The organism is Paracoccus saliphilus, from assembly GCF_028553805.1.
Lineage (GTDB): Bacteria > Pseudomonadota > Alphaproteobacteria > Rhodobacterales > Rhodobacteraceae > Paracoccus > Paracoccus saliphilus.
In genome coordinates this window covers 1466018-1488253 of sequence record NZ_CP067140.1, presented here as the reverse complement: position 1 = coordinate 1488253, position 22236 = coordinate 1466018, and the positions used below count along the sequence as shown (strand labels likewise).

General features: G+C 63.3%; 22 protein-coding genes. 11 read left to right on the top strand and 11 right to left on the bottom strand.

What is annotated here, in order from left to right; genetic code table 11:
- The first annotated feature begins 102 nt into the window (after positions 1-102).
- From JHX88_RS07015 to JHX88_RS07005, 3 genes are all read left to right on the top strand, one after another.
- Positions 103-1104 (top strand): GlxA family transcriptional regulator, encoded by a 1002-nt coding sequence (locus tag JHX88_RS07015; RefSeq protein ID WP_076527152.1) that lies wholly within the window; start codon positions 103-105, stop codon positions 1102-1104.
- 141 nt (positions 1105-1245) lie between these two features.
- Entirely contained in the window at positions 1246-2397 is a 1152-nt protein-coding gene (locus JHX88_RS07010; RefSeq protein ID WP_076527153.1) for a Hint domain-containing protein, read from the top strand.
- Positions 2398-2429: 32 nt separating this feature from the next.
- Positions 2430-2933: a GNAT family N-acetyltransferase gene (locus JHX88_RS07005; protein ID WP_076527154.1), complete on the top strand. Its 504-nt coding sequence runs from the start codon at positions 2430-2432 to the stop codon at positions 2931-2933.
- A gap of 121 nt (positions 2934-3054) precedes the next feature.
- Here JHX88_RS07005 and JHX88_RS07000 read toward each other — a convergent pair whose 3' ends face one another.
- Positions 3055-4656, bottom strand: coding sequence for a bifunctional metallophosphatase/5'-nucleotidase (locus tag JHX88_RS07000; protein ID WP_076527155.1), 1602 nt, complete (start codon positions 4654-4656; stop codon positions 3055-3057).
- A gap of 321 nt (positions 4657-4977) precedes the next feature.
- Here JHX88_RS07000 and JHX88_RS06995 point away from each other — a divergent pair, with 321 nt between their 5' ends.
- Both JHX88_RS06995 and JHX88_RS06990 read left to right on the top strand, forming a co-directional pair.
- Positions 4978-5313 (top strand): DUF952 domain-containing protein, encoded by a 336-nt coding sequence (locus tag JHX88_RS06995; RefSeq protein WP_076527156.1) that lies wholly within the window; start codon positions 4978-4980, stop codon positions 5311-5313.
- Positions 5310-6368, top strand: a complete 1059-nt coding sequence (locus JHX88_RS06990; protein ID WP_076527157.1) for a quinone-dependent dihydroorotate dehydrogenase — start codon at positions 5310-5312, stop codon at positions 6366-6368. The genes JHX88_RS06995 and JHX88_RS06990 overlap by 4 nt, the downstream gene beginning before the upstream one ends.
- Positions 6369-6485: 117 nt before the next feature.
- Here the strand turns inward: JHX88_RS06990 and cysE are convergent, their stop codons facing one another.
- The 8 genes from cysE to JHX88_RS06950 all read right to left on the bottom strand — a co-directional run bounded on the left by cysE (position 6486) and on the right by JHX88_RS06950 (position 16177).
- Complete coding sequence (gene cysE, locus JHX88_RS06985) at positions 6486-7313, bottom strand: serine O-acetyltransferase (RefSeq protein WP_076527158.1); 828 nt, start codon at positions 7311-7313, stop codon at positions 6486-6488.
- A gap of 237 nt (positions 7314-7550) precedes the next feature.
- The gene (locus tag JHX88_RS06980) at positions 7551-8273 is read right to left on the bottom strand and encodes a DUF2793 domain-containing protein (RefSeq protein ID WP_076527159.1); all 723 of its coding nucleotides are present in this window, start codon (positions 8271-8273) and stop codon (positions 7551-7553) included.
- Positions 8260-9591, bottom strand: coding sequence for an amidase family protein (locus tag JHX88_RS06975; RefSeq protein ID WP_076527160.1), 1332 nt, complete (start codon positions 9589-9591; stop codon positions 8260-8262). Before JHX88_RS06975 ends, JHX88_RS06980 begins: the two co-directional genes overlap by 14 nt.
- 749 nt (positions 9592-10340) lie before the next feature.
- Positions 10341-11294: an ABC transporter permease gene (locus JHX88_RS06970; protein WP_076527161.1), complete on the bottom strand. Its 954-nt coding sequence runs from the start codon at positions 11292-11294 to the stop codon at positions 10341-10343.
- Between the two features lie 6 nt (positions 11295-11300).
- A complete protein-coding gene (locus tag JHX88_RS06965; protein WP_076527162.1) occupies positions 11301-12593 on the bottom strand; it encodes an ABC transporter permease in 1293 nt (430 codons plus the stop codon).
- A 59-nt stretch (positions 12594-12652) separates the two neighbouring features.
- Positions 12653-13729, bottom strand: coding sequence for an ABC transporter substrate-binding protein (locus JHX88_RS06960; RefSeq protein WP_076527163.1), 1077 nt, complete (start codon positions 13727-13729; stop codon positions 12653-12655).
- Between the two features lie 185 nt (positions 13730-13914).
- Entirely contained in the window at positions 13915-14985 is a 1071-nt protein-coding gene (locus JHX88_RS06955; protein ID WP_076527164.1) for an ABC transporter substrate-binding protein, read from the bottom strand.
- 88 nt (positions 14986-15073) lie between these two features.
- Positions 15074-16177, bottom strand: a complete 1104-nt coding sequence (locus JHX88_RS06950; protein ID WP_076527165.1) for an ABC transporter ATP-binding protein — start codon at positions 16175-16177, stop codon at positions 15074-15076.
- A gap of 182 nt (positions 16178-16359) precedes the next feature.
- On the opposite strand from JHX88_RS06950, the gene JHX88_RS06945 reads away from it, so the two are divergent.
- The 3 genes from JHX88_RS06945 to JHX88_RS06935 all read left to right on the top strand — a co-directional run bounded on the left by JHX88_RS06945 (position 16360) and on the right by JHX88_RS06935 (position 18383).
- Positions 16360-17064: a CoA transferase subunit A gene (locus tag JHX88_RS06945; protein ID WP_076527166.1), complete on the top strand. Its 705-nt coding sequence runs from the start codon at positions 16360-16362 to the stop codon at positions 17062-17064.
- Positions 17064-17690 carry a CoA transferase subunit B gene (locus JHX88_RS06940; RefSeq protein ID WP_076527167.1) on the top strand — a complete coding sequence of 209 codons (627 nt, stop codon included), beginning with the start codon at positions 17064-17066 and terminating at the stop codon, positions 17688-17690. Before JHX88_RS06945 ends, JHX88_RS06940 begins: the two co-directional genes overlap by 1 nt.
- Positions 17691-17798: 108 nt before the next feature.
- Positions 17799-18383 carry a hypothetical protein gene (locus JHX88_RS06935; protein ID WP_076527168.1) on the top strand — a complete coding sequence of 195 codons (585 nt, stop codon included), beginning with the start codon at positions 17799-17801 and terminating at the stop codon, positions 18381-18383.
- Between the two features lie 13 nt (positions 18384-18396).
- Here JHX88_RS06935 and JHX88_RS06930 read toward each other — a convergent pair whose 3' ends face one another.
- Positions 18397-19278 carry a LysR family transcriptional regulator gene (locus JHX88_RS06930; protein ID WP_076527169.1) on the bottom strand — a complete coding sequence of 294 codons (882 nt, stop codon included), beginning with the start codon at positions 19276-19278 and terminating at the stop codon, positions 18397-18399.
- A gap of 240 nt (positions 19279-19518) precedes the next feature.
- Between JHX88_RS06930 and JHX88_RS06925 the strand changes: the two genes are divergently transcribed.
- The gene (locus JHX88_RS06925) at positions 19519-20478 is read left to right on the top strand and encodes an aminoglycoside phosphotransferase family protein (protein ID WP_076527170.1); all 960 of its coding nucleotides are present in this window, start codon (positions 19519-19521) and stop codon (positions 20476-20478) included.
- 140 nt (positions 20479-20618) lie between these two features.
- Here JHX88_RS06925 and JHX88_RS06920 read toward each other — a convergent pair whose 3' ends face one another.
- Positions 20619-20870, bottom strand: coding sequence for a hypothetical protein (locus JHX88_RS06920; RefSeq protein WP_076527171.1), 252 nt, complete (start codon positions 20868-20870; stop codon positions 20619-20621).
- Positions 20871-21075: 205 nt separating this feature from the next.
- Here JHX88_RS06920 and ybgC point away from each other — a divergent pair, with 205 nt between their 5' ends.
- Complete coding sequence (gene ybgC, locus JHX88_RS06915; protein WP_076527172.1) at positions 21076-21480, top strand: tol-pal system-associated acyl-CoA thioesterase; 405 nt, start codon at positions 21076-21078, stop codon at positions 21478-21480.
- Entirely contained in the window at positions 21473-22204 is a 732-nt protein-coding gene (locus JHX88_RS06910) for a sulfotransferase-like domain-containing protein (protein ID WP_076527173.1), read from the top strand. Before ybgC ends, JHX88_RS06910 begins: the two co-directional genes overlap by 8 nt.
- Positions 22205-22236 lie beyond the last annotated feature (32 nt).

Below are 22236 nucleotides of genomic sequence, written 5' to 3'. Positions count from 1 at the left end.
TTGCGCATAAGCAAATGGGACGAGACGCATAATTTCAGATCTTGCGCATATCTGAAATTCCCTGTTGTGAGGTGGTCGCTACACTTGCGCAGAGACAGCTCCATGCAATCCGACAAACCGCGCCGTTTCACCTTCCTGCTCCTCGACCGTTTCACGTTGCTGCCCTTCTCGGCAGCGATAGAGCCGTTGCGGTTGGCCAACCGCGCTGCAGGGAAACAACTATATCAATGGCGGCTGGTTGGCCCACCGGGCGATGCGGCCATCTGCTCGAACGGCACCCGCGTCATGCTGCATGAGGGGCTGGAGGGCGATGTCCCGACGGATCGCGACGAGGTGGTGATCGTCTGCGGTGGCACCGAGGTCTCGCATGAGGCAACAAGGCCGGTGCTGAACTGGCTGCGCCGCAAGGCGCGAGGCGGCGCGTCGATCGGGGCGGTCTGCACCGGCGCTTGGGTGCTGGCGGTGGCCGGGCTGCTCGACGGCCGCAAAGCCACGATCCACTGGGAATATCATGACGGCTTTGCCGAGGCTTTCCCCGAGGTGACGCTGTTCCGCTCGGTCTTCGTTCATGACGGCAACCGGCTGACCGCGGCGGGCGGCACCTCTTCGATCGACCTAATGCTGCACCTGATCGCCGAAGCGCATGGCGACGAGCTGGCCGCCGAGCTGGCCGACCAGATGCTGCATACCGGCATCCGCACCGACCAGGACAGGCAGCGCCTCTCCATCCCGACACGGATCGGTGTGCGCCATCCAAGGCTGGCCGCCGTCATCGCGCGGATGGAAGCCAATGTCGAAGACCCGGTCAGCCCGGCAAGGCTGGCTACCGATGCCGGCATGTCGACGCGTCAGCTCGAACGGCTGTTCCGCCGCTATCTCAACCGCAGCCCTAAACGCTATTACATGGAAACCCGGCTCGCCCGCGCGCGCAACCTGCTGATGCAGACCGAGATGTCGATCATCGAGATCGCGCTGGCCTCGGGCTTCTCCAGCCCCTCGCATTTCTCGAAATGCTACCGCGCCCAATATGGCAGCACCCCCTATCGCGAGCGCGGAACCGGCATGTCCGCGCATCTGCGGCAGGTAACCCCCGTGGACATATAGGCCCGGCTCGTCCGGTCGGGCTTAAGCCTTCCGCAACCTCTTCCCGCTAAACCCGGTCATCGACGGACCGCTGCAGGCCCGGCCGCGACGCCGGGCCTTGCCGCGACTTCGGCAACTGCGGAACAGACGGGTGAAGATGCGATGAAATACGAAATCACGATGCTGACTTTCGACGAACCAATCCCAACGGGAACCGTGAGTGGAGGATTCGCCCCCTGGTCGAACAGCCATGTGAACGTGCCCTTCGACCTCGGCGGCGCACAAGAAGACATCATCCTGCTGGAGGACGACGATAGCAGCTTCAACAGCCGATATAGGGATCTGGACAAGACCGGGCAATCCCTGATCCAGGACACGGTTTTCGGCAATGATCCCAGTGCGGTGCCCACAGGCACACGGCTCGCCAGCTTCATCGGTTCTCGTATCGAGGACAGTCACGGCAATCATTTTCGCGTCATGTTTCCCCGCGTTTTCTCCGAGGAACGATTTGGTACGGAACTGGGGAACAAGCACTCGGTCCTGGTTTTCCCCGAGCCTCGGCAGACAGAGGACGGCACTCTTGCCTATCCAATCTTCGACAGGACAGAAACATTCAGGTTCATCGGCACCGTCAACGTGTTCAGAGAAGATCAAAACGTCCCGGACTACCCACCCTCGGTGCCATGTTTCACGACCGGCAGCCTCATCGAAACAACCTCTGGCCCGCGACCCATCGAAACGCTCTGCCCCGGCGACCTGGTCGTGACCCGCGACCACGGTCCGCGCAGCATCGCCTGGATCGGCCACCGGCATGTGGACAACCGTCAGCTTGATCTCTGCCTCAATCTGCGCCCGATCCTGCTCCGGGCAGGCGCGCTCGGCCCCGGCCTGCCCGAGCGGGACCTGACGGTCTCGCCCCAGCACCGAATCCTCGTCAATTCCAGGATCGCGCGACGCATGTTCGATCAGGACGAAATCCTCGTCGCCGCCAAGCATCTGGCCAATCTTCCGGGGATAGAGGTCCTCTGCCCAGAAGATGGCGTCACCTATTGGCACATGCTGTTCGACAATCATGAACTCGTCCTCTCGAACGGCACCTGGACCGAGAGCCTCTTCACCGGCCCGCAGGCGATGCAATCCCTCGGAGGCGCCGCGCGGCGCGAGATCCTCTCGCTCTTTCCCAAACTCGCGCAGCCGGGCTATCGCCCGCGATCCGCCCGACGGCTGCTGAACGGGCGCGAGGGACGCAAGCTGGCGAAACAGCATGTCAGGAACGGAAAACCGCTCGTCTCCGACAGCCGCACCCGGGCTTGAGCTTCCTTCCGGCTCGGCCTATCTCTGCTCGCATGGAACAGATCGATATCCGCCCGGCAGGTTTCCCGGATGACACGCCAACACTGCGGCAACTCTTCCGCGAATATGCGGATTGGCTGGCAGTGGATCTCGACTTCCAGGATTTCGAGGCCGAACTGGCCGCCCTGCCCGGCAAATACGCCCCGCCAACGGGAATCGCGTTGCTGGCAGAGCGCGCCGACAATCTCACCCTCGGCTGCGTGGCCATGCGCCCTCTAAATGAGGGAACTTGCGAGATGAAACGCCTCTACCTACGCCCCGAGGCACGCGGCACCGGGTTGGGCCGCAAGCTCGCGGCACATGTGATCGAGGCGGCGCGTCAAGCCGGATATCGCCGCATGGTGCTCGACACGCTCGATCACATGCAGGACGCCCTGCGCCTCTATGACCGTCTCGGTTTCCGACCCATCGCGCCCTATTATCACAACCCCATCCCCGGCGCGGTCTATCTCGGTCTCAACCTGCCTCCATCCCATGAGCCTCACCGCACCCGCTGATCCCGATTAACTTTACCGCCCCGCGCCCACGCAAAGGAAAAAGGGCCACCCTCCTCAGGCAGCCCTTCTTCTTCATGCAAATATCCCGGGGAGTCGCCGGAATGGCGACGGGACAGAGCCCCTATTTCACCGTAATCCGCCCATCAAGCATGGGCGCATAATCCGGTCCCTGAGCAGCCAGGTAATCGGCCAGAACCTCCGCTAGGTCGGGACCGAAATCATAGGCGTTCTGCGCGTTGTTCGCGAAAACGTCATAGCCGTCCCCGCCTCCGCGCATGTAGTTGTTGGACACCACGCCATAGACCGCCTCGGGATCGATCGGCGCCCAATCGCCATCCTGCGCGACCATCACCTCGCTGATCCGGCTTCCCACCTCGGCGGCGGGATCGACCGTGTATTTCAACCCGGCCACCTGCGCGAAGCGGCCTGCGCCCTCCTCATACTGGCTGGCACCGTTCTCCAGCGCCGCCACCACATCGGCCCCCTTCAGCTCAAAGGTCGCCAGCGTGTTCTGGAAAGGCAGCACGGTATAGACCTCGCCCATGGTGATCGGCCCCTCGTCGATAGAGGCACGCAGCCCGCCGCCATTGGCAATCGCGATGCTCATGCCCTGGTCCTTGACCCGGTCCAGCATCGCATCGGCCACCAGCGTGCCCATCTCGCATTCCTTGGCGCGGCAATTCACACGGTCTCCCCCGATTGGCGCCGCCGTCTCGGCCACCACCTTCTGCCGCAACTCTTCGATCGGCGCCGCCATTTCCTCGACACGGGCGGCAATCGCCTCGTCCTCGGGCACCGAATTGTCCAGCAGGATCGGCTCGCCCTCGGCCTTGGTCAGATTTCCTGCATCGTCGAAGGTCAGCACCAGGTGGCCCAGATATTTCGAATAGGCATAGGCGGTTGCGACCGGAACCTCGGCACCTTCCGGCCCCTCGACCATGGTCGGATAAGGCCCCTCGGCCCCCTCCATATCGCCCAGCAGCGTATGCGAATGCCCGCCGATGATCGCGTCGATCCCCGCCACCTCTACGGCATAGTCCTGATCGCGCAGATAGCCCACATGGGTCAGCGCGATGATCTTGTTCACTCCCGCATCGGTCAGTTCCTGCACATCCCCCTTCAGGCTCTCGATATCGTCCATGAAGATGACATTCGGACCGGGAGAAGAGGTCTCGGGCGTATCCATCGCCAGCGCCGACACGATCCCGATCTTTTCGCCACCGACCTCAAGCGTCAGCGTGTCGCCGATCTTCTCCTTGAGGATATTCGACTGCGACAGGTCCAGGTTGCCCGAAATTACCGGAAACTCGACCCCATCGGCCAGCACCACCGCCCCTTCCGGGCCATCATCGAATTCGTGGTTGCCAAGCGCCATCGCGTCATAGCCGATATCGGTCATGAACTCGGCCACGTCCTTGCCCTTGTAGGTCGTGTAGAAGAGCGACCCCTGGTACTGGTCCCCCGCATCCAGCACCAGCACATTGCCGCCCTCTGCAGTGATCTGCTCGCGCAGCTCCCCGATCTTGGTCGCCACCCGCGCCACGCCGCCAAAACATTCTCCGGCCTCGCGGGTCTCGGCATCGCAGGTGCTGTCATATTTGTTGATCGGCTCGATCCGGCTGTGCAGATCGTTGGTGTGCAGGATATGCAGCACCGTCTCGGCCTGGGCCGCCCCGGCGAATAACGCCATGACCGAAGCCGCCGTCAGAACGCGAACACTCATCCCTGTTTCCCTTCTACCCTGTTGATATCCCTCGGCCAGATTGACCCAAGCCCGGAAGCTGGTCAAATCCCTAATGCGGGTTATAGCAGTTTGCGGTTAATCAGACTCAGTTCCAAATTGCGTCCCGCGATGGCCGGGGGCGCTGCCCCCGGACCCCCGGGATACTTGCATGAAGAAGAAGCGGGGGAGAGTGAGTTCGATCAAGCGTAAATTGCTCCAGCCGCCGGTCGTAACAGCGATACGACAAGGCGCTGTGCATAAATGCTCTGCCGAAGCGACCGGCATCTTGACCCCACCCCCTCGCACACGGCAAATGCGCCCATGTTGATCTATAAAATCCTCCGTGCATCCGAATGGGCCACCCTGCGGTCCGATGGCCACAGCGCCGGCGCCCCGGTCGATATTGCCGACGGTTTCGTGCACTTCTCGACCGCCGCCCAGCTTCCCGGAACGCTGGCCAAGCATTTCGCGGATGAGGACGACCTCACCCTGCTGGCCTGCGACGCGCAGGCATTGGGCGACGATCTGCGGTGGGAGCCCTCGCGCGGCGGCGATCTCTTCCCGCATCTCTACCGCACGTTCGAGATGACCGATATCCGCTGGACCCGCGCCATCACGCGCGGCGCAGATGGCCACGAGACAGGACCACTGGAATGAGACTGATCGAGAAGCTCGGCCTTCGCGCCCTGCATTGCCTCGACCCCGAACAGGCGCACGACCTGTCGATCCGGGCTCTCGCCATGGGCCTCGTCCCCCTGCCCGGCGCGCCCGTCACCTCGGACCGGCTGCGCAGCGAACTCGCCGGGCTCAGCCTGCCCAACCCGGTCGGCCTGGCGGCGGGCTATGACAAGAACGCCCGCGCCGCCGCGCCGCTGATGCGTGCGGGCTTCGGCTTTGTCGAGCTTGGCGCCGCCACGCCCCGCCCTCAACCGGGCAACCCGAAACCGCGCCTTTTCCGGCTGACCCCGGACCGCGCGATCATCAACCGCTTCGGCTTCAACAATGACGGTGCAGCGGCCATCGCCGCCCGCCTCGCCGCCCGCCCCAAGGGCGTCCCCGTGGGCCTCAATATCGGCGCCAACAAGGACAGCACCGACCGGGCCGCCGATTTCGCCGAGGTCACCCGCATCGCGGGCGGTTCCGCAGATTTCCTGACCGTCAACGTCTCCTCCCCAAATACCGAGAAGCTGCGCGACCTTCAGGGCGCTGATGCCCTCGCCGCGCTGCTCGACGGCGTCATCGCCGCCCGCGACGCCCTGCCCCGACGCGTGCCGGTTTTCATCAAGATCGCCCCCGATCTCGACGATACCGCGCTGTCGGACATCGCCGCGGTCGCCCGCAATGCCCGCATCGACGCGATTATTGCCACCAATACCACGCTGTCACGCGACGGGCTGACCGATCCGCACGGTTCCGAAACCGGAGGCCTCTCCGGCGCGCCCCTGTTTCGGCGCTCGACCGCCATCCTCGCCCGCCTCTACCGCGAAACCGGGGGCGAGATCCCCCTGATCGGCACCGGTGGCATCGGCTCGGCACAGCAGGCATGGGACAAGCTGCGTGCCGGGGCCTCGGCAATCCAGCTCTATTCGGCACTGATCTATCAGGGCTTCTCGCTCGCCCCCCGGATCGCCGAGGAACTCGACGCCCGCCTCACCCGCGACAAGCTCAGCCTGCCCGAACTCACCGGCAGCGGCGCAAGCGACTGGTTGTAAATCCGGGCGCCTCCCACTTCTTCTTCATGCAAATATCCCGGGGAGTCGCCGGCACGGCGACGGGGCAGAGCCCCGCAAAACCGCGCCACCGGAAAACCCGGTCACCGGCTCCCGGTGCTAAAGGTAATCCTCGATCCCCAGCAACTGGTTCATCGATTGCGACGGCTCCGAACAGCCCGCATCGCCGATCACCCGCGCCGGCACCCCGGCCACGGTCTTGCAAGAGGGAACCTCGTGCAGCACCACCGAGCCCGCCGCGATGCGCGAATGATGGCCGATGCGGATATTGCCCAGCACCTTGGCACCGGCGCCGATCATCACCCCGTCACCGACCTTGGGATGCCGGTCGCCATCCTCCTTGCCGGTCCCGCCCAGGGTCACCGAATGCAGCATCGACACGTCATTGCCGACCGTCGCGGTCTCGCCGATGACGATGGAATGGGCATGATCGATCATCACCCCGGTGCCGATCCGCGCCGCCGGGTGGATATCGACCCCGAAACATTCCGAACAGCGCATCTGCACGAAATAGGCCAGGTCGCGCCGCTCCTGCCGCCACAGCCAATGCGCCATGCGATAGGCCTGCAACGCCTGGAAACCCTTGAAGAACAGGATCGGCTGGATCAGCCGATGCGTCGCCGGGTCGCGGTCATAAACCGCCAGCAGATCGTTTCGCGCCGCATCGCCCAGCTCGGGCGACATCCGATGCGCCTCGTCCCCGATCTCGCGCAGGATCTGCTCGCTCATCTCGCCCGAGGCCAGCTTCTGCGAGAAGCGATAGGCCAGCGCGGCCTCCAGGCTGCGGTGATGCAGCAGCCCGGAATGGATCACCGATCCCAGAAGCGGCTCATCCTGGATCGCCTGCGACGCCTCGTCGCGAATCTGCGCCCAGACCGCGTCACGATCCAGATCCAGAGGCGTCTTGCTGCCTTGCTGCATATTCATCCCGGCACCTGTTCGCCATTTGTCAGGGTCCCATTCATAACCCAGAATGACCGCCGGGAAAAGCGGGGGACGGCAATTCGCCCGGACTCCGAACCGAGACGATCACAAGGTTCCGTGCGGCTTTCATCCCCTTCAGGACCGAATGGCACATCGAGGACCGGATCAAAACCGCCCAGCTCAATGATGCCGGTTCCGAATTCCTGGCGACTTGCCCGACATTTCCCGGCGTTCCCGCACTCAGCCCTCCATTCGCGGCAAGCGCAACTCCCACCAATGCACCGCCAGCCTGACCCGGCCAGCCGCGAACTCGCCACCCTCGGCCGTCATGACCAGTGGCGCGGGCGCGTAATAGCTCACCGGACTGCCCAGTATCCCGCGCGCCCAGGAATTCTTCTGAATTCCCAACCCCTTGCCAAAGCGATCCTCTGCGCCCTTGGTTCCCAACCGCCACTTGGACAAACTCCCGCGCAGCGGCTCGATCACCCGCGCCACCGCGCCGATCACCATCACCCCATCCGGGATGATCACCGGAGTCTCGAAACTGGCACCACTGCCCACCGAGACCTCGGCCTCGGCCATCCCGGCCACCATCCCCGAGCCATACCCGCCAAGCGTGACCGCCCCGACAACCCATTCCGCACCGTCATGGATCGCCTGCGCGCCACGGTCGGCGACAAAGCCCCGCATCCCCGCCGAGGGCGTCACGAAGACCCAACCGCCATTCGAACCGATGGCGATCCGGCCCCCTTGCCCCGCCCATGCGCCTTCCGCCCCCGAGGGCACGCCCCAGCACTGCCCGTCGATCACCGCCAGCGGCGGCAACCGAACCGAGATGCTTTGCAACACCAGGTTCACCATCCCGTCCAACCGCATCAGCGCCTCGTTCACCGTCACATGCTTCTGCGCCTGTGCAGGCTGCAACAGCGGCATCTTAAGCCGCATCGTGTCATGCGCCGTCATTGAAATCCCTCCTGACAAATGGCCCGGCCCCGAACTGGTCCGACAGTTGCGCAACCGCGACCGTGAACGCCCCTCCGGCAAGCGCCGCCGACCAGACCTCCTCCGGCACCCGGTATTCCGGGACAGGAACCTGAACCTGATGGATCACCTCGCCGCCCCGGCTCAACCGCAGCAGATAGGCCTCCCGCGCCTCGCCCAGCGGCACATCGGGCCCGTCCCAGCCATCGCCATCCACCCGCGCCCGCCGGATCCAGCTGACCCGCCGCCCCTCGATCCGCAGATGACAAGGCGCATAGGGGCGCAGCCCGATCCCCCTCGCCCCGGTCACAAGCCCCCGGTAACTGGCATCGTCGGGCGCGCGCAGCGCCGGGCCGATCCGCCAGAACCGCTCCTGTCCACGCGCCGAGGGCGGCAAGGCCACCTGCCGCACCGCCCCGTCGATCAGCACCACCAGCGACCCGGCTGGCCAAAGGCGAGGCATCACCCCATCCGTCCCCGCCTGCCCGCGCAGACGTTCGCGGATTTCCCAGATCCCGTCACCCACCGGCTCGGCCCGGGCGAATTGCAGCAATTCCCACCGCTCCGCCGATCCATCCCCGATCGCCAGCAGATTGGCCCCGGACAAAAGCGCCCGCCGCCCGACCGAGCGCAACGGATCTTCCACCGAACGGGCCATCACCCCGGGCGCATCACGCGACGGAAAGAGCGGCATGAACCCGGTGCTGTCATAGCGCCCATGCGATGGCCGAAAGCCAAGGATGCCACAATGCGCCGCCGGAATGCGGACAGAGCCCGCCGTGTCCGACCCGATCGCCGCAGGAACCATACCGGCGGCGACTGCCGCAGCCGATCCGCCGCTGCTTCCACCCGCCGAACGCTCCGAATCGCAGGGGTTCCGGACCGCACCCGTATGCCGGTTGTTGCTGGTGATGCCAAAGGCAAGCTCGTAAAGATTGGTCTTCCCGAAGCAAAGCGCCCCGGCATCGAAGAGCGACCGGATCATCGGTGCCGTGCGCCGGACGATATTGTCGCGCAGCACCGGCGTGCCGCCGCCCGTCGGCAGCCCCTCGATATCGATACTGTCCTTGATCGCCAATGGCACGCCATGCAACGGGCCCAGCGCCTCTCCCCTTGCTTGGCGCAGATCGGCCTGCCTTGCCGCGTCCAGAACCCGCTCGGGATCGAAATATGTGAACGCGTTCAAGGTGCTGAAAGCCTGCGCCCGTTCGACAAGCGCCGTCGAGTATTCCAGCGCAGAGATCTCGCCCGACCGGATTCGTCCCACCGCGCCCGTCAGGCTGATTTGATGCAGTTCCACTTCCGGCTCCGGCCTCGGTCATGTTCCCCGGTACCCTAGAGCAATTCGCGCTTTATCGAAATCACTCTCCCCGCTTCTTCTTCATGCAAATATCCCGGGGGTCCGGGGGCAGCGCCCCCGGCCATCGCGGGACGCAATTCGGAACTGAGCCTGATTAACCGAAAACTGCCCTAGCATGAGGTCCGAAGCACCGGAATGCCGCATGAAAAAGCCCGCCACGAAGGGCGGGCTAACTGAAAAACATTGTCCCCTGCACGGTGCGAGAGGCCCCGCCGGGAGGATACCTGCCTGAAAATCGATACGAGCAACAATGCGGGCACCCTACCGCGCCCATATGTCAGCAATGTGAAAAATGCCTTGTCCGGCAGAGTGCACCCAAAAAAATGCCCACGCCAGAGAGACGGCGCGGGCAAGTATCTGGACACACAACAACGGGAACGATGACCGTTGTGCCGCTCACCATGACGGAACTGAACCGTTCAGTCCATGCGCATGATTACCTATGAAAAAACCCGCGCCGGTGATGGCGCGGGTGAATACTCGTGAACGTATCAACAGGAGGTATGAAGTCCTGCTGTACACAGCTTCTGCCACCAGAAGTCTGTATATGATATACGCGTAATTACCTAGATTGGTTCCGCTCTGGATAGAATTAACGTCCGATTACCGGAATCGTCGCAATACCCCACGCGGGATCGGCAGCCCACCGCTCATCGCCCGGCCTCAGCTCCGGATTTACTGCAGAGGGTTTACTGCGGCGTCAGCCCCCTGATCCGCTCGGACCGGCGACGCAACAGCTCGACCGTCGTCAGAAGCGCAATCGAGAACAGCACCAACAGCGTCGCCACCGCCAGGATCGCCGGGCTGATCTGTTCACGGATGCCGTTCCACATCTGCCGCGGGATGGTCTGCTGCTCGGGCCCTGCGATGAACAGCACCGCCACCACCTCGTCAAAGCTGGTGACAAAGGCGAACAGCGCGCCCGAGATCACGCCCGGCAGGATCAGCGGCATGGTCACCCGGAAGAATGTCGTCCGCGGATTGGCCCCAAGCGAGGCCGCCGCCCGGTTCAGCGACTGGTCGAAACCCACCAGCGTCGCCGTCACCGTGATGATGACAAAGGGAATTCCCAAGGTCGCATGGGCAAGGATCACCCCCAGATAGGTGCCCGCCAGCCGCCCGCAATCGGTCGGCAGCCCGATCAGCCCCAGAAGCTCGCAAGGGTTCGAGTAGAAGAAGAACATCCCCGTCGCGGTGATGATCAGCGGCACGATCATCGGCGAGATCAGGATCGCCATGATCGCCCGCCGGAACGGCATCTCCGGTCGCGACAGGCCCAGCGCGGCAAGCGTGCCCAGCGAGGTTGCCAGCAGCGTCGAGAAAACCCCGATGATGATCGAGTTCTTCGCCGCCTTCACCCATTTCGCATTGGCCCAGGAATCCGCCCACCAGCTTGCATCGCGAGGCCCGTCGGGTGCGCTCATGCCAAAGGTCAGCAGGCTGTCATACCAGCGCATGCTGTATCCCTCGGGATCGAAGGACAGCATCTTCTCGGTAAAGGTGAAATAGGGCTCGGTATTGAAGGACAACGGGATGATCACCACGATCGGGGCGATCAGGAAGAAGAAGATCAACCCGCACAGCACCAGGTAGGTATAGTGCCAGACACGCTCCAGCCGCGTGGCATATGATGGAACAGCCATTCGCGATTACCCCAATTTCAGATTGTCTACGCCCACCAGCCGGTCATACAGCCAGTAGAGGATCAGCACCGATCCCAACAGCAGCGCTGCCAGCGCCGCCGCCATGGACCAGTTCAACGTGTCGGTCATATGCTGCGCGATCAGGTTCGAGATCAGCTGCCCGCTCGCACCGCCGACCAGCGCCGGTGTGATGTAATAGCCGACCGCGAGGATGAAGACCAACAGCGCCCCCGCCCCCAGCCCCGGCAGGGTCTGCGGGAAATAGATCCGGCGGAACGCCGTCCAGCTCGTCGCGCCCAGGCTGCGGGCGGCCCGGACATAGGACGGGTTGATCGTGCGCATCACCGAATAGAGCGGCAGGATCATGAAGGGCAGCAGGATATGCGTCATGGCGATGATCGTCCCCGCCTGGTTATAGATCATCTGCAAGCGTTGCGAGCCGCCGATCACACCCATCCAGACCAGGATATCGTTGATCACGCCTTGTTGCTGCAACAGCACCATCCATGATGTCGTCCTGACCAGAAGCGAGGTCCAGAAGGGCAGCAGCACCAAGATCATCAGCAGGTTGGATTTCCGCATCGGCAGGGTCGCCAGCAAATGCGCGATCGGAAAGCCCAGCGCGAAGGTCAGGAAGGTGATCAGCGCCGACAGCCAGAAGGTCCGCATAAACAGCATGACATAGATCCGCTGTCGCGGTTCGACCTGCTCGATACTGCCATCCTCGGCTCGGGTCCGGTCCACCGCCGCCAGGTAGAAATTCGAGGTCACCGGCCGCGACGCGTCGCGCATCGCGCCCCAAAGCTGGGGATCGGCCCAATCCTCGTCCATCTCCAGCAGTGCTTCGCGGTAAGGCGGCTCGATCCCCCGGCGCACCTTCCGCCCGGTCGAGGTGAACAGCGACCGCGTGCCCGGCACATCATAGTTGATCCGCGTGCCGACGACACCGATGGACCGCTCTTCGGCCGATGCCAGCAGGTCATTGGCCAGCGCCGTCCATGCCGCATCATTGGGCTCGGTCCCGCGCGGATTCTCGGCGAACCATTGCGAGATCTCGGGCATATTGGCCGAGAAACCGTCATTGTAAAAGGACCGCTGCAACATCTGCCCGATCGGCACCACGAAGGTGATCAGGATGAAAGCCAGCAGCGGCAGCACCAGAAAAAACGCCCGCCGCCTGGCCCGCGCCTGCGACCGGGCCAGGGACCAGGCCAGCGGCTTGCCATCGGCGGTGGTCAGTGGCCCGTCGGGCGCTGCGGCGGCAGAAGTTGCGGCTTGCGGATCGGAAGCGTGCGCCATGATATCCCCGGAATTCAAGCCGCCGCCCCGATCTGCACCGGGGCGGCGGCAATCTTACATCACGAACCGGCAAGCCAGCTGTTGAAACGCTCGGTCAGCTCGGCATCGTGATCGGCCCAGAATTCCGGATCGTCGAATACGGCAGTTTCAAGATATTCCGGATTGGTCGGCATATGCGGCCCCATCTCGGTCTCGCCATCCTGGTAAAGCCCGACCAGCGCCGCCGAGGATTTCCGCGCCGGACCATAGGCGATATATTTCGCCTGCTCGGCCAGCTGCTCGGTGCTGGTGGCGAATTTCAGGTAGTCCATCGCCGCCTCGGGATTGGGCGAGCCCTTCGGAATCGCGAACATGTCCAGATCCATGTATTGCCCGTCCCAGATGATCTCGAAGGGCTTGCCCTCGGCAACCATCGCATCGAAGAAACGGCCGTTATAGCCGGTCGCCATACTCACCTCGCCATCGGCCAGAAGCTGCACCGGCTGCGCCCCGGCCTCCCACCAGACGACGCTGTCCTTGATCGTGTCCAGCTTGTCGAAGGCTCGGTTCACGCCCTCTTCCGTCTCGAGCGCATCGTAAATCTCGTCCGCGGGGACGCCATCGGCGATCAGCGCAAGGTAAAGCGTGCGCTTGGGCGTCTTGGGCAACCCGCGCTGACCGGGGAAAGCCTCCAGGTCAAAGAAATCGGCCGCCGTCGAAGGCGCATCGCCCTCGAATTTCGTCGTGTCATAGGCGATGACCGTGCCCCAGTAGATATTGGCCACCGCGCAATCCTGCAACGCGCCGTCGATGAAATCCTCGACCGCCGGGGTGCCGTCGGGCGCGGGCGGCAGATCGGCGGGGTCGATCTCGACCAGCGCGCCCTCATCGCATAGACGGATCGCGTCGCTGACCTCGATATCGAAGACATCGCCGGTGACGTTATTCGCCTCGACCTGCGCTTTCAGCGGGGTCGAGGGGTTGTCGGCGGCGATCATGTTGACCTTGATGCCGGTCTTTTCCTCGAATGGCTTGTTATAGGCCTCGACCTGCGATCTCTCATAGGCGCCGCCCCAGGACACGACATTCACCTCCTGCGCGGCGGCGGACAGGCCGAACCCGGCCAGAGCGGTAGATAGGATTAAAGTGGTTTTCATTTGTTACTCCCGTTGGTTTTACGTGTTTTTCTTCGATTTGGCCCTTTGCGGGCAGTGAAGGGCGATATTCCTCCGCCCTTTCTTCTTCATGCAAATATCCCACGGGGTCGCCGGTTGGGGCGCCACTGGTTCGAGAACCAGCCGGCGACGGGGTGTGAAACCCCCGGCCTTCGCGGGACGCAGGCTCAGCTGGCCAGCCAGCTGTTGAACCGCTCGTTCAGCTCGGCATCGTGATCGACCCAGAAATCCAGGTTCGAGCCTAGCGCATTGGTCATGTTCTCCTCGGTCGTGGGCAGATGCGGGCCCATCGGATCCTCGGTGCCCTCGATATTGCCGACCAGCGCGGCGGCCGATCTGCGCGGCGGACCATAGCTGATGAACTCGGCAGCGCGGGCCTGCTGCGCGGGCGCGGTCGAGAAGCTGACGAATTCCAGCGCCTCTTCCATGTTCGGCGCGCCTTTCGGGATCACCCAGCCTTCCATCTCGTAGATCTGGCCGTCCCAGATGATCTCGAACGGCTTGCCCTCGCCCTGCGCGGCATTGAAGATCCGCCCGTTGAAGGCAAAGGCCATGGTCACCTCGCCATCGGCCAGAAGCTGCGGCGGCTGCGCGCCGGCTTCCCACCAGATCACGTCATCCTTGATCGTGTCCAGCTTGGCAAAGGCCTGTTCCACGCCCTCGGGAGTTTCCAGCAGGTCATAGACCTCACCCGCCGGCACGCCATCGGCCATCAGCGCCAGTTCCAGGTTGAACTTGGCGCCCTTGCGCATGGTGCGCTTGCCGGGGAAACCCTCGAGATCGAAGAAATCCGCCGGGGTCGTGGGCTTGGCATCGGGGAACTTGCTGTCGTCATAGGCCAGCACCATGGAATAGACATCGGTGCCCACGAAGCAATCGGTGATCGCGCCCTCGATGAAATCCTCGGCCGCATCGCCGCCACCCTCTGCCGGGGCAAGCCCCGAGGCGTCGATCAGTTCCAGCAGCCCCTCGTCGCAAAGCCGCACCGCGTCGGCATATTCGACCGAGGCGACATCGGTGGTGACATTGCCCGCCTCGACCATCGCCTTGATCGGCGTGGCCGGGTTGTCGGCATCGGCGACATTGACCTTGATGCCGGTCTCGGCCTCGAAAGGCTTGGCGTAGGCCTCGACATGGCTGTTGCCATAGGCGCCGCCCCAGGACAGCAGGTTCACATCGGCGAGTGCCGGCATTGCGACCAGGCCGAGTGCGGTTGTCAAAGCAAGAGTTTGTTTCATGGTTTCAGCTCCAAATATCTGAATATTTTCGCTTTATTCTCGTTGTCCCGGCCTGCCCCAGGCCGGAATCAGGATCGGACGCCGCCGGTCAGATCGGATCCAGCGCGCGGGCGTCCTGCGGATGCCAGCCGATGCGGATCTTCTGGCCAGGTTCCAGCCGTGTTTGTCCGATGGTGTTGCGGCATTTCATGATGAAATCGTCATTCCCCGCCACGCGCAGCCGGGTCCGCAGGATATCGCCCATATAGACCACCTCCAGCACATCGGCCTCGATCGTATGCGCGCCGGGCGGCATCATCTCGGGCTTGAACTCCACCCGCTCGGGACGGATCGACACGGTGGTCTTCTGCCCGCGCTCGCGGATATTGACCGCGGTCGCGTCGATTACCTCTCCATCTCCCAGCTTGACCAGCGCCTTGTCGCCATCCAGTTTCTCGATAACCCCGGGCAAGGCGTTGTTTTCACCGATGAACCCGGCAACAAAGCTGTTCTCTGGCTGCTCATAGAGCTGGTTCGGCGTGGCAAGCTGCTGGATACGGCCATCATCGAAGACCGCGATCCGGTCCGACATGGTCAGCGCCTCGGTCTGGTCATGGGTGACATAGACGACGGTGATTCCAAGTTCTTCGTGCAAATGCTTGATTTCGAACTGCATATGCTCGCGAAGCTGCTTGTCCAGCGCGCCCAGCGGCTCGTCCATCAGCACCAGGTGCGGATCGAAGACCAGTGCCCGCGCCAAGGCGATCCGCTGCTGCTGCCCGCCCGACAATTGCGCCGGGCGGCGATTTGCAAAGGCCCCCATCTGCACCATGTCGAGGCTGCGCTTGATGCGGGTCTCGCGTTCCGCCTTGCCCATGCCCCGCACTTCCAGCGGAAAGGACAGGTTCTCGCCCACCGTCATATGCGGAAACAGCGCATAGTTCTGGAAGACCATGCCGATGCCGCGCTTATGCGGCGGCACCTGGTTGATGGGGCGGCCATCGAGACGGATCTCGCCATGAGTCGCGGTCTCGAATCCTGCCAGCATCATCAGGCATGTGGTCTTGCCCGAACCGGAGGGGCCGAGCATCGTCACGAACTCTCCCTTGGCGATGGACAGGTTCAAGTCTTTGACGACAAGTGTTTGGCCGTCATAGCTTTTCTGCACGTGTTCGAAAGCGACGAATGCGTCACCCGAAGTATTGTCCAGCAATAGGCGCTCTCCCTGTTATGCTATGGTTGTTCAGCGCGAAGCGAGTAAAACCCCGTATCCGATCAATGGCAACACCGTTTGCGATTTTTCTTTCGCGCGTTGCGGCCCGGCTGGTCAGATTGACTTGAGCTTCGCCTCGGGCCACAAGGTTTCTGACACGCGGATTCACCAGGGGAGGACCGATGAAAAAGGTCTATTCGAATGCGGACGAGGCGCTTGATGGCCTCTTGAAAGACGGGATGCTGATCGCGGCAGGCGGTTTCGGCCTTTGCGGGATTCCCGAATTGCTGATCGACGCGATCGTGAAAAGCGGCGTCAAGGACCTGACCGTGGCCAGCAACAATGCCGGGGTGGACGGATTCGGCCTCGGCAAGCTTCTGGACAGCAGGCAGATCAGGAAGATGATGTCCTCCTATGTCGGTGAGAATGCCGAATTCATGCGGCAATACCTGTCGGACGAACTGGAACTGGAATTCAACCCGCAGGGCACCCTGGCCGAGCGGATGCGCGCCGGCGGCGCGGGCATTCCCGGCTTCTACACCAAGACCGGCGTCGGCACCCAGATTGCCGAGGGCAAGGAGGCCAAGACCTTCGACGGCGAGGATTATATCCTCGAGCGCGGCATCTTCGCCGATCTGTCCATCGTCAAGGCATGGAAGGCCGACGACACCGGCAATCTCGTGTTCCGCAAGACGGCGCGCAATTTCAACCCTCCGGCGGCGATGTGCGGGCGCGTCTGCGTGGTCGAGGTCGAAGAGATCGTGCCGCGTGGCAGCATCGATCCCGACCATATCCACCTGCCCGGCATCTATGTGCATCGCATCATCCAGGGCGATCACGAAAAGCGCATCGAACAGCGCACCACCCGCAAGAAGGAGACCGCGTAATGCCTTGGGATCGCAACCAGATGGCCGCGCGGGCGGCGCAGGAACTGGAAGACGGCATGTATGTCAATCTCGGCATCGGGATTCCGACGCTGGTGGCCAATTACGTCGGTGACAAGGACATCACCCTGCAATCCGAGAACGGCATGCTGGGCATGGGCCCCTTCCCCTATGAGGGCGAGGAGGATCCGGACCTGATCAATGCCGGCAAGCAGACCATCACCGAGCTGGACCGCACCTCGTTCTTCGACAGCGCGATGAGTTTCGGCATGATCCGCGGCGGCAAGATCGCGGCGGCGATCCTGGGCGCAATGGAGGTGGCCGAGAATGGCGATCTCGCGAACTGGATGATCCCCGGCAAGCTGGTCAAGGGCATGGGCGGCGCGATGGACCTGGTCGCCGGTGTGCGCAATGTCATCGTGGTCATGGATCACACCAACAAGGCCGGTGAGTCGAAGCTGTTGAAGCAATGCACCCTGCCGCTGACCGGCAAGGCCGTCGTGAACCGGATCATCACCAACCTGGGCGTTCTGGATGTCGTCGAGGGTGGGCTGAGGATCGTCGAGACCGCCGATGGCGTGACCGAAGACGAGATCCGCGCCGCGACCGAGGCGACGATTGTCGGTTGAGGCGTTGAATTGAGCGGATGGGATGGCGGGGGGCGTTGCCCCCCGTCGTCATCTGCATGACGACTCCCCCCAGGATATTTGCCTGAAGAAGAAATATACGAGGCCCGGATGACGCCCGAGCAGATCACCGAATTGTTTACCCGGCAGGACGGGACATATCTCTGCGCCCGCTGGGGGCGGCCGGTGGCGCCGGTGATTTTCGGGCTGGCGGATGAGAGCCTCGATATCTTTCGGGGCGCGATCAGGGCCGGGTTCGCGCATGCCGGGCATCCGGTTGCCGAGACCGATCCCGAAATGGGCAGCAACCTGATGCTGTTCTTCCTGCGTGACTGGGCCGAGCTGGAAGAGGTTCCCGATCTCGACCGGCTGACCGGACAGCCCGGCCTGCCCGCGCGGCTGCAAGCCGATGATGCGGATCAATACCGGCTGTTCCGCTTTGACGCCGATGGCGGGATCCGCGCCTGCATGGGATTCTTGCGCATGACCGGAGCCCTGGCCGAGGCCCATCCGGCCGCGCTGGCCGAAGCCGTGACGATGCGCAGCGCGCTGAGTTTCGCCCGCGACATCGCACCCTCGCCGGAGATGGCGGCGCTGATCCGGGCGGCCTATGATCCGGTCCTGCCCCTGGCCGCGACGGATCCCGCCCATGCCTTGCGGCTGGCGGCGCGGATGGCGGCGGCGAAAGAGGGCTGAACTCGCCGGGCCGCTAAGGCAGCCGCAGATGCGTGGTGAAATCCAGGAAACTGCGCATCGCCGCGGTCATCAGCTTTCCCGTCGGATAGACCAGGCTGACCGGGATATCGGGCAGCGCGAAATTGGTCATCAGCGGCAATAGCCGCCCCGCCTCGAGATCATCGGCGATGGTGAATTGCGGCAGCAGCGCCACGCCCTTGCCGCCGACGGCCAGGGAATGCAGCAGCTCGGTGTCATTGGTCGAGAAGACCGGCTGGACCTTCTGGTAGAACACCTCCTTGCCGCAGCGCAGGGGCCATGTCCCCGGCCCGCGCAGATTGGTGTAATGCAGGCAGCTATGGCGTGTCAGGTCCGAAGGCGCCACCGGCTCGCCATGCCGTTCAACATAGCCGGGCGAGGCGACCAGCAGGATCCCCGCCTCGTGCAGCTTGCGGGCATGCAGCGCCGAATCCTCGAGGAAACCGATCCGGATCACCGCGTCATAGCCGCCGCCGATCAGGTCGGTGACCCCGTCATCCAGCACCATCTCGAGCCGGATATCGGGGTGATCGTCCATGAAGCGCATCAGATGCGGCCGGAACAGCTTGTGGATATAGGAGGCCGGCGCCCCGATCTTGAGCGCGCCGGCGGGATGGGCCGAGGCGTCGCGCACCATCTCGTTCGCGCCGTCGAGCTGGCGCAGCACCTCGCGGATTTGGCGGCTGTATTCCAGCCCCAGCGCGGTGGGGCGCAGGGCCCGGGTCGTGCGCGACAGCAGCCTCGCCCCCAGATCGGCCTCGAGATCCGAGATATACTTGCTGCACAGGCTGCGCGATATCCCCATCCTCCGGGCCGCGGCAGAGAAGCTGCCCTCGTCGAGAATGCTGATGAATGTGCGGAGAACGGTGATGTCCATGGCGGATGAGATGTTCTCATAATGCAGTTTGCGCAAGGGCTTGGGGTGAAAAAAACGTGCGGGGGGTTTGGTGGGTGAGAGGGTCACGCGAGGGTTAGCTGCGTGGGATGGTTGTGCGCGTAGGGTCGGGGCTTCAGGAAAAAATGCGTGGCGCGGGTTTTGCGGGTATTTTGCGGACGGAGCAAACATTGCACCTTTCCTCTTCATGGCTTCTTATCCTGCATAACTAAAGGAAAGAGCATGAAAACCTGGCCAGACATCTCAAATGCGGAGGATTTTAAGCGGTGGCGGTCTGCCCCAGACCTCTGGTTGCCTGTCGTCATGGGAATTGCGCACGGGGCAAATGTCGATGCCGTGTCACCCACTTCCTTCAAGACCGGCACCAATCTTGTTATCGACTTGACCGGCGATGCCATCCTGAAGATTTTCCCTCCGATCTACGCCGCACAGTTCGCGGCCGAGCGCCTTGCGCTGCGCCAGCTCGACGGACGTCTGACCGTCCCAATTCCCCGAATCGTGGCGGAAGGAAAGGACAGCGGTTGGTCATGGCTAATTATCACTAAACTGTCCGGCAGAGTAGGTTCCGAGGTCTGGCCAGAGCTATCTGAGCAAGAGCGCATATACATCCTGGGTGACATCGGGCGCACCATTGCTGAAGTTCAAACCGTCGATCCCGGTAAGTTGCTTGAAATGCCGCCCGCGTGGCCGGACTTCATCAAGCACCAAGCCGAAGGCTGTATCGAGCGGCATAGGCGTCAGGGATTGCCGGAGCACCTGTTGGCCGAACTGCCGCCTCTTCTGCGCGCCGCGCCCTCGGTACTGCCGGCGGAAGTGCAACCTGTGATCCTAACTGGGGAATGGATCCCAGAAAACCTGCTTCTGACAGAAACACCTGATGGCTGGCGGCTCGCAGCTGTCATCGACTTTGGCGATGTGATGACAGGCTGGCGGGAATACGATCTCTTGGGTCCGAGCACCTTCATGTGTGCAGGCGTTCCTGGCCGGCTCCGGGCCCTCCTGGAAGGCTATCGCATGTCCGCAGAGGATTACGATGATGCCATGCGGCGACGCCTGACAACGCTAATGATGCTCCACGGGGCAAGTGACCTGCGCCACATCGCCATCAACGATTGGCAGTCGTCGGTCAAGCGGCTTGAGGACCTTGAAGACCTGCTCTGGCCTCAGACCCTGTGGGCCTGACGAAGGGCGGCTATGGACTCAAAGCCCCTCAGTTACCCCGCCCCCCAAACAAAAAAAGCCGCCCCAAACGGGACGGCCTCACCTGTCGCTGCCGCGCCATGAGGCATCCGCGGGATTGCGGATGCCTCCGGGCGGAGCAATCAACGCTCGTAATGGGTCTTGGCCCATTCGCTGGTCGGGAAGCTGGTCACGGTGATCAGATCGTCCGCGGACAGATTGGCGCTCTGCAATTCGCGCGTCGTCAGCACCTTGCCGGCCTTGACCTCGATTTGCGTGGTATTGGGGGCCGGGCGTTCGACGCTGGCATTGCGGTGGGTTTCGGGGAAATTGCTTGCCGAAGCAGCGCCAGCAGCAAGGGCGAGAGCGACCAAACCGGTTGTAATGACTTTCATTTTCGTCTTCCTTCTTCAATCGGCGCTTGATTGCGTCGGTTCGATGACACCGAGATAGGCCCGCCGCCGGGGGAAGATTAGGCGCGATTTTTCGCTTTCTCTGTTCGACAGGATTGCACAATCTGCAAGTGCTGCAGGTTGCGTCCGGCGGGCGGTTGTGAACGAGATAGGTTCCGAAAGACGATCCCTGCCGAATGGAGCCCTGATGACACATCGCCTGACCCTGCGCGTCTATTACGAGGACACCGACCTGGCCGGGATCGTCTATTACGCCAATTACCTGAAATTCATCGAGCGGGGACGGTCGGAATGGCTGCGCGCGCTCGGCATCGACCAGGCGGCGATGAAGGAAAACGGTGGACATGTCTTTGCCGTGCGCCGGGTCGAGGCGGATTACCTGCGCCCGGCGAAATTCGACGATCTGCTGGAGGTCACGACCGATCTCGCGACCGCATCGCCCGCGCGGGTGGTCCTGAACCAGTCGGTGCGGCGCGGCGAGGAAGTGCTGTTCACCGCCCGCGTCACCGTCGCCTGTCTTGGACCATCGGGCCGCCCTGCCCGGCTGCCCGCCCCGCTCGCCGCCGCGCTCAAGGGAGGCGCGCATGGCTGACACGAAACGGATCGCCATGTGGTCGGGGCCGCGCAACCTCTCCACCGCGATGATGCGCGCATTTGGGGCGCGCGGCGATTGCGCCTGCGTGGACGAGCCCTTCTATGCCCATTACCTGACCCGCACCGGCCTGCCCCATCCGATGCGCGACGAGGTGATCGCCAGCCAGGCAGCCGATTGGCGCGAAGTGCTGCCCGGTCTGACCGTGGACCCGTGCGGGCAGCCGATCCAGTATCAGAAGCACATGGTCCAGCATATGCTGCCCGGCATGGATCTGGACTGGACCGATACACTCGCCAATGTCTTCCTGATCCGCGAGCCGGAACGCGTCGCCGCCTCTTTCGCGGCCAAGCGCGGGCTGCCCGATCCGGCCGAGCTGGGCTTTGACCGGCAATGGGAGATGTTCCGGCAGATGGCGGCGCGCGGTCCCGCGCCCCTGGTCATCGACAGCGCCGATATCCGCCGCGACCCGGCCCGTGCGCTGTCGGCGCTGTGCGAAGGCATCGGCATCGCCTATAGCGGGAGGATGCTGTCATGGAGCCCCGGCCCGCATCCGGAAGACGGGGTCTGGGGCGCGGTCTGGTATGACGCGGTCAACCGCTCGACCGGCTTCGCCGGGCCCGAGGGGCCGCTGCCGGAACTGGAGGGCGATCTGGCCCGGCTGGCAGACAACCTGCGCCCGGCCTATCAGGCCATCGCGGCGCACAAGCTCTCGTTCCGCTGACTTCGCGGCACGACGAATTGACGCTATTGTGT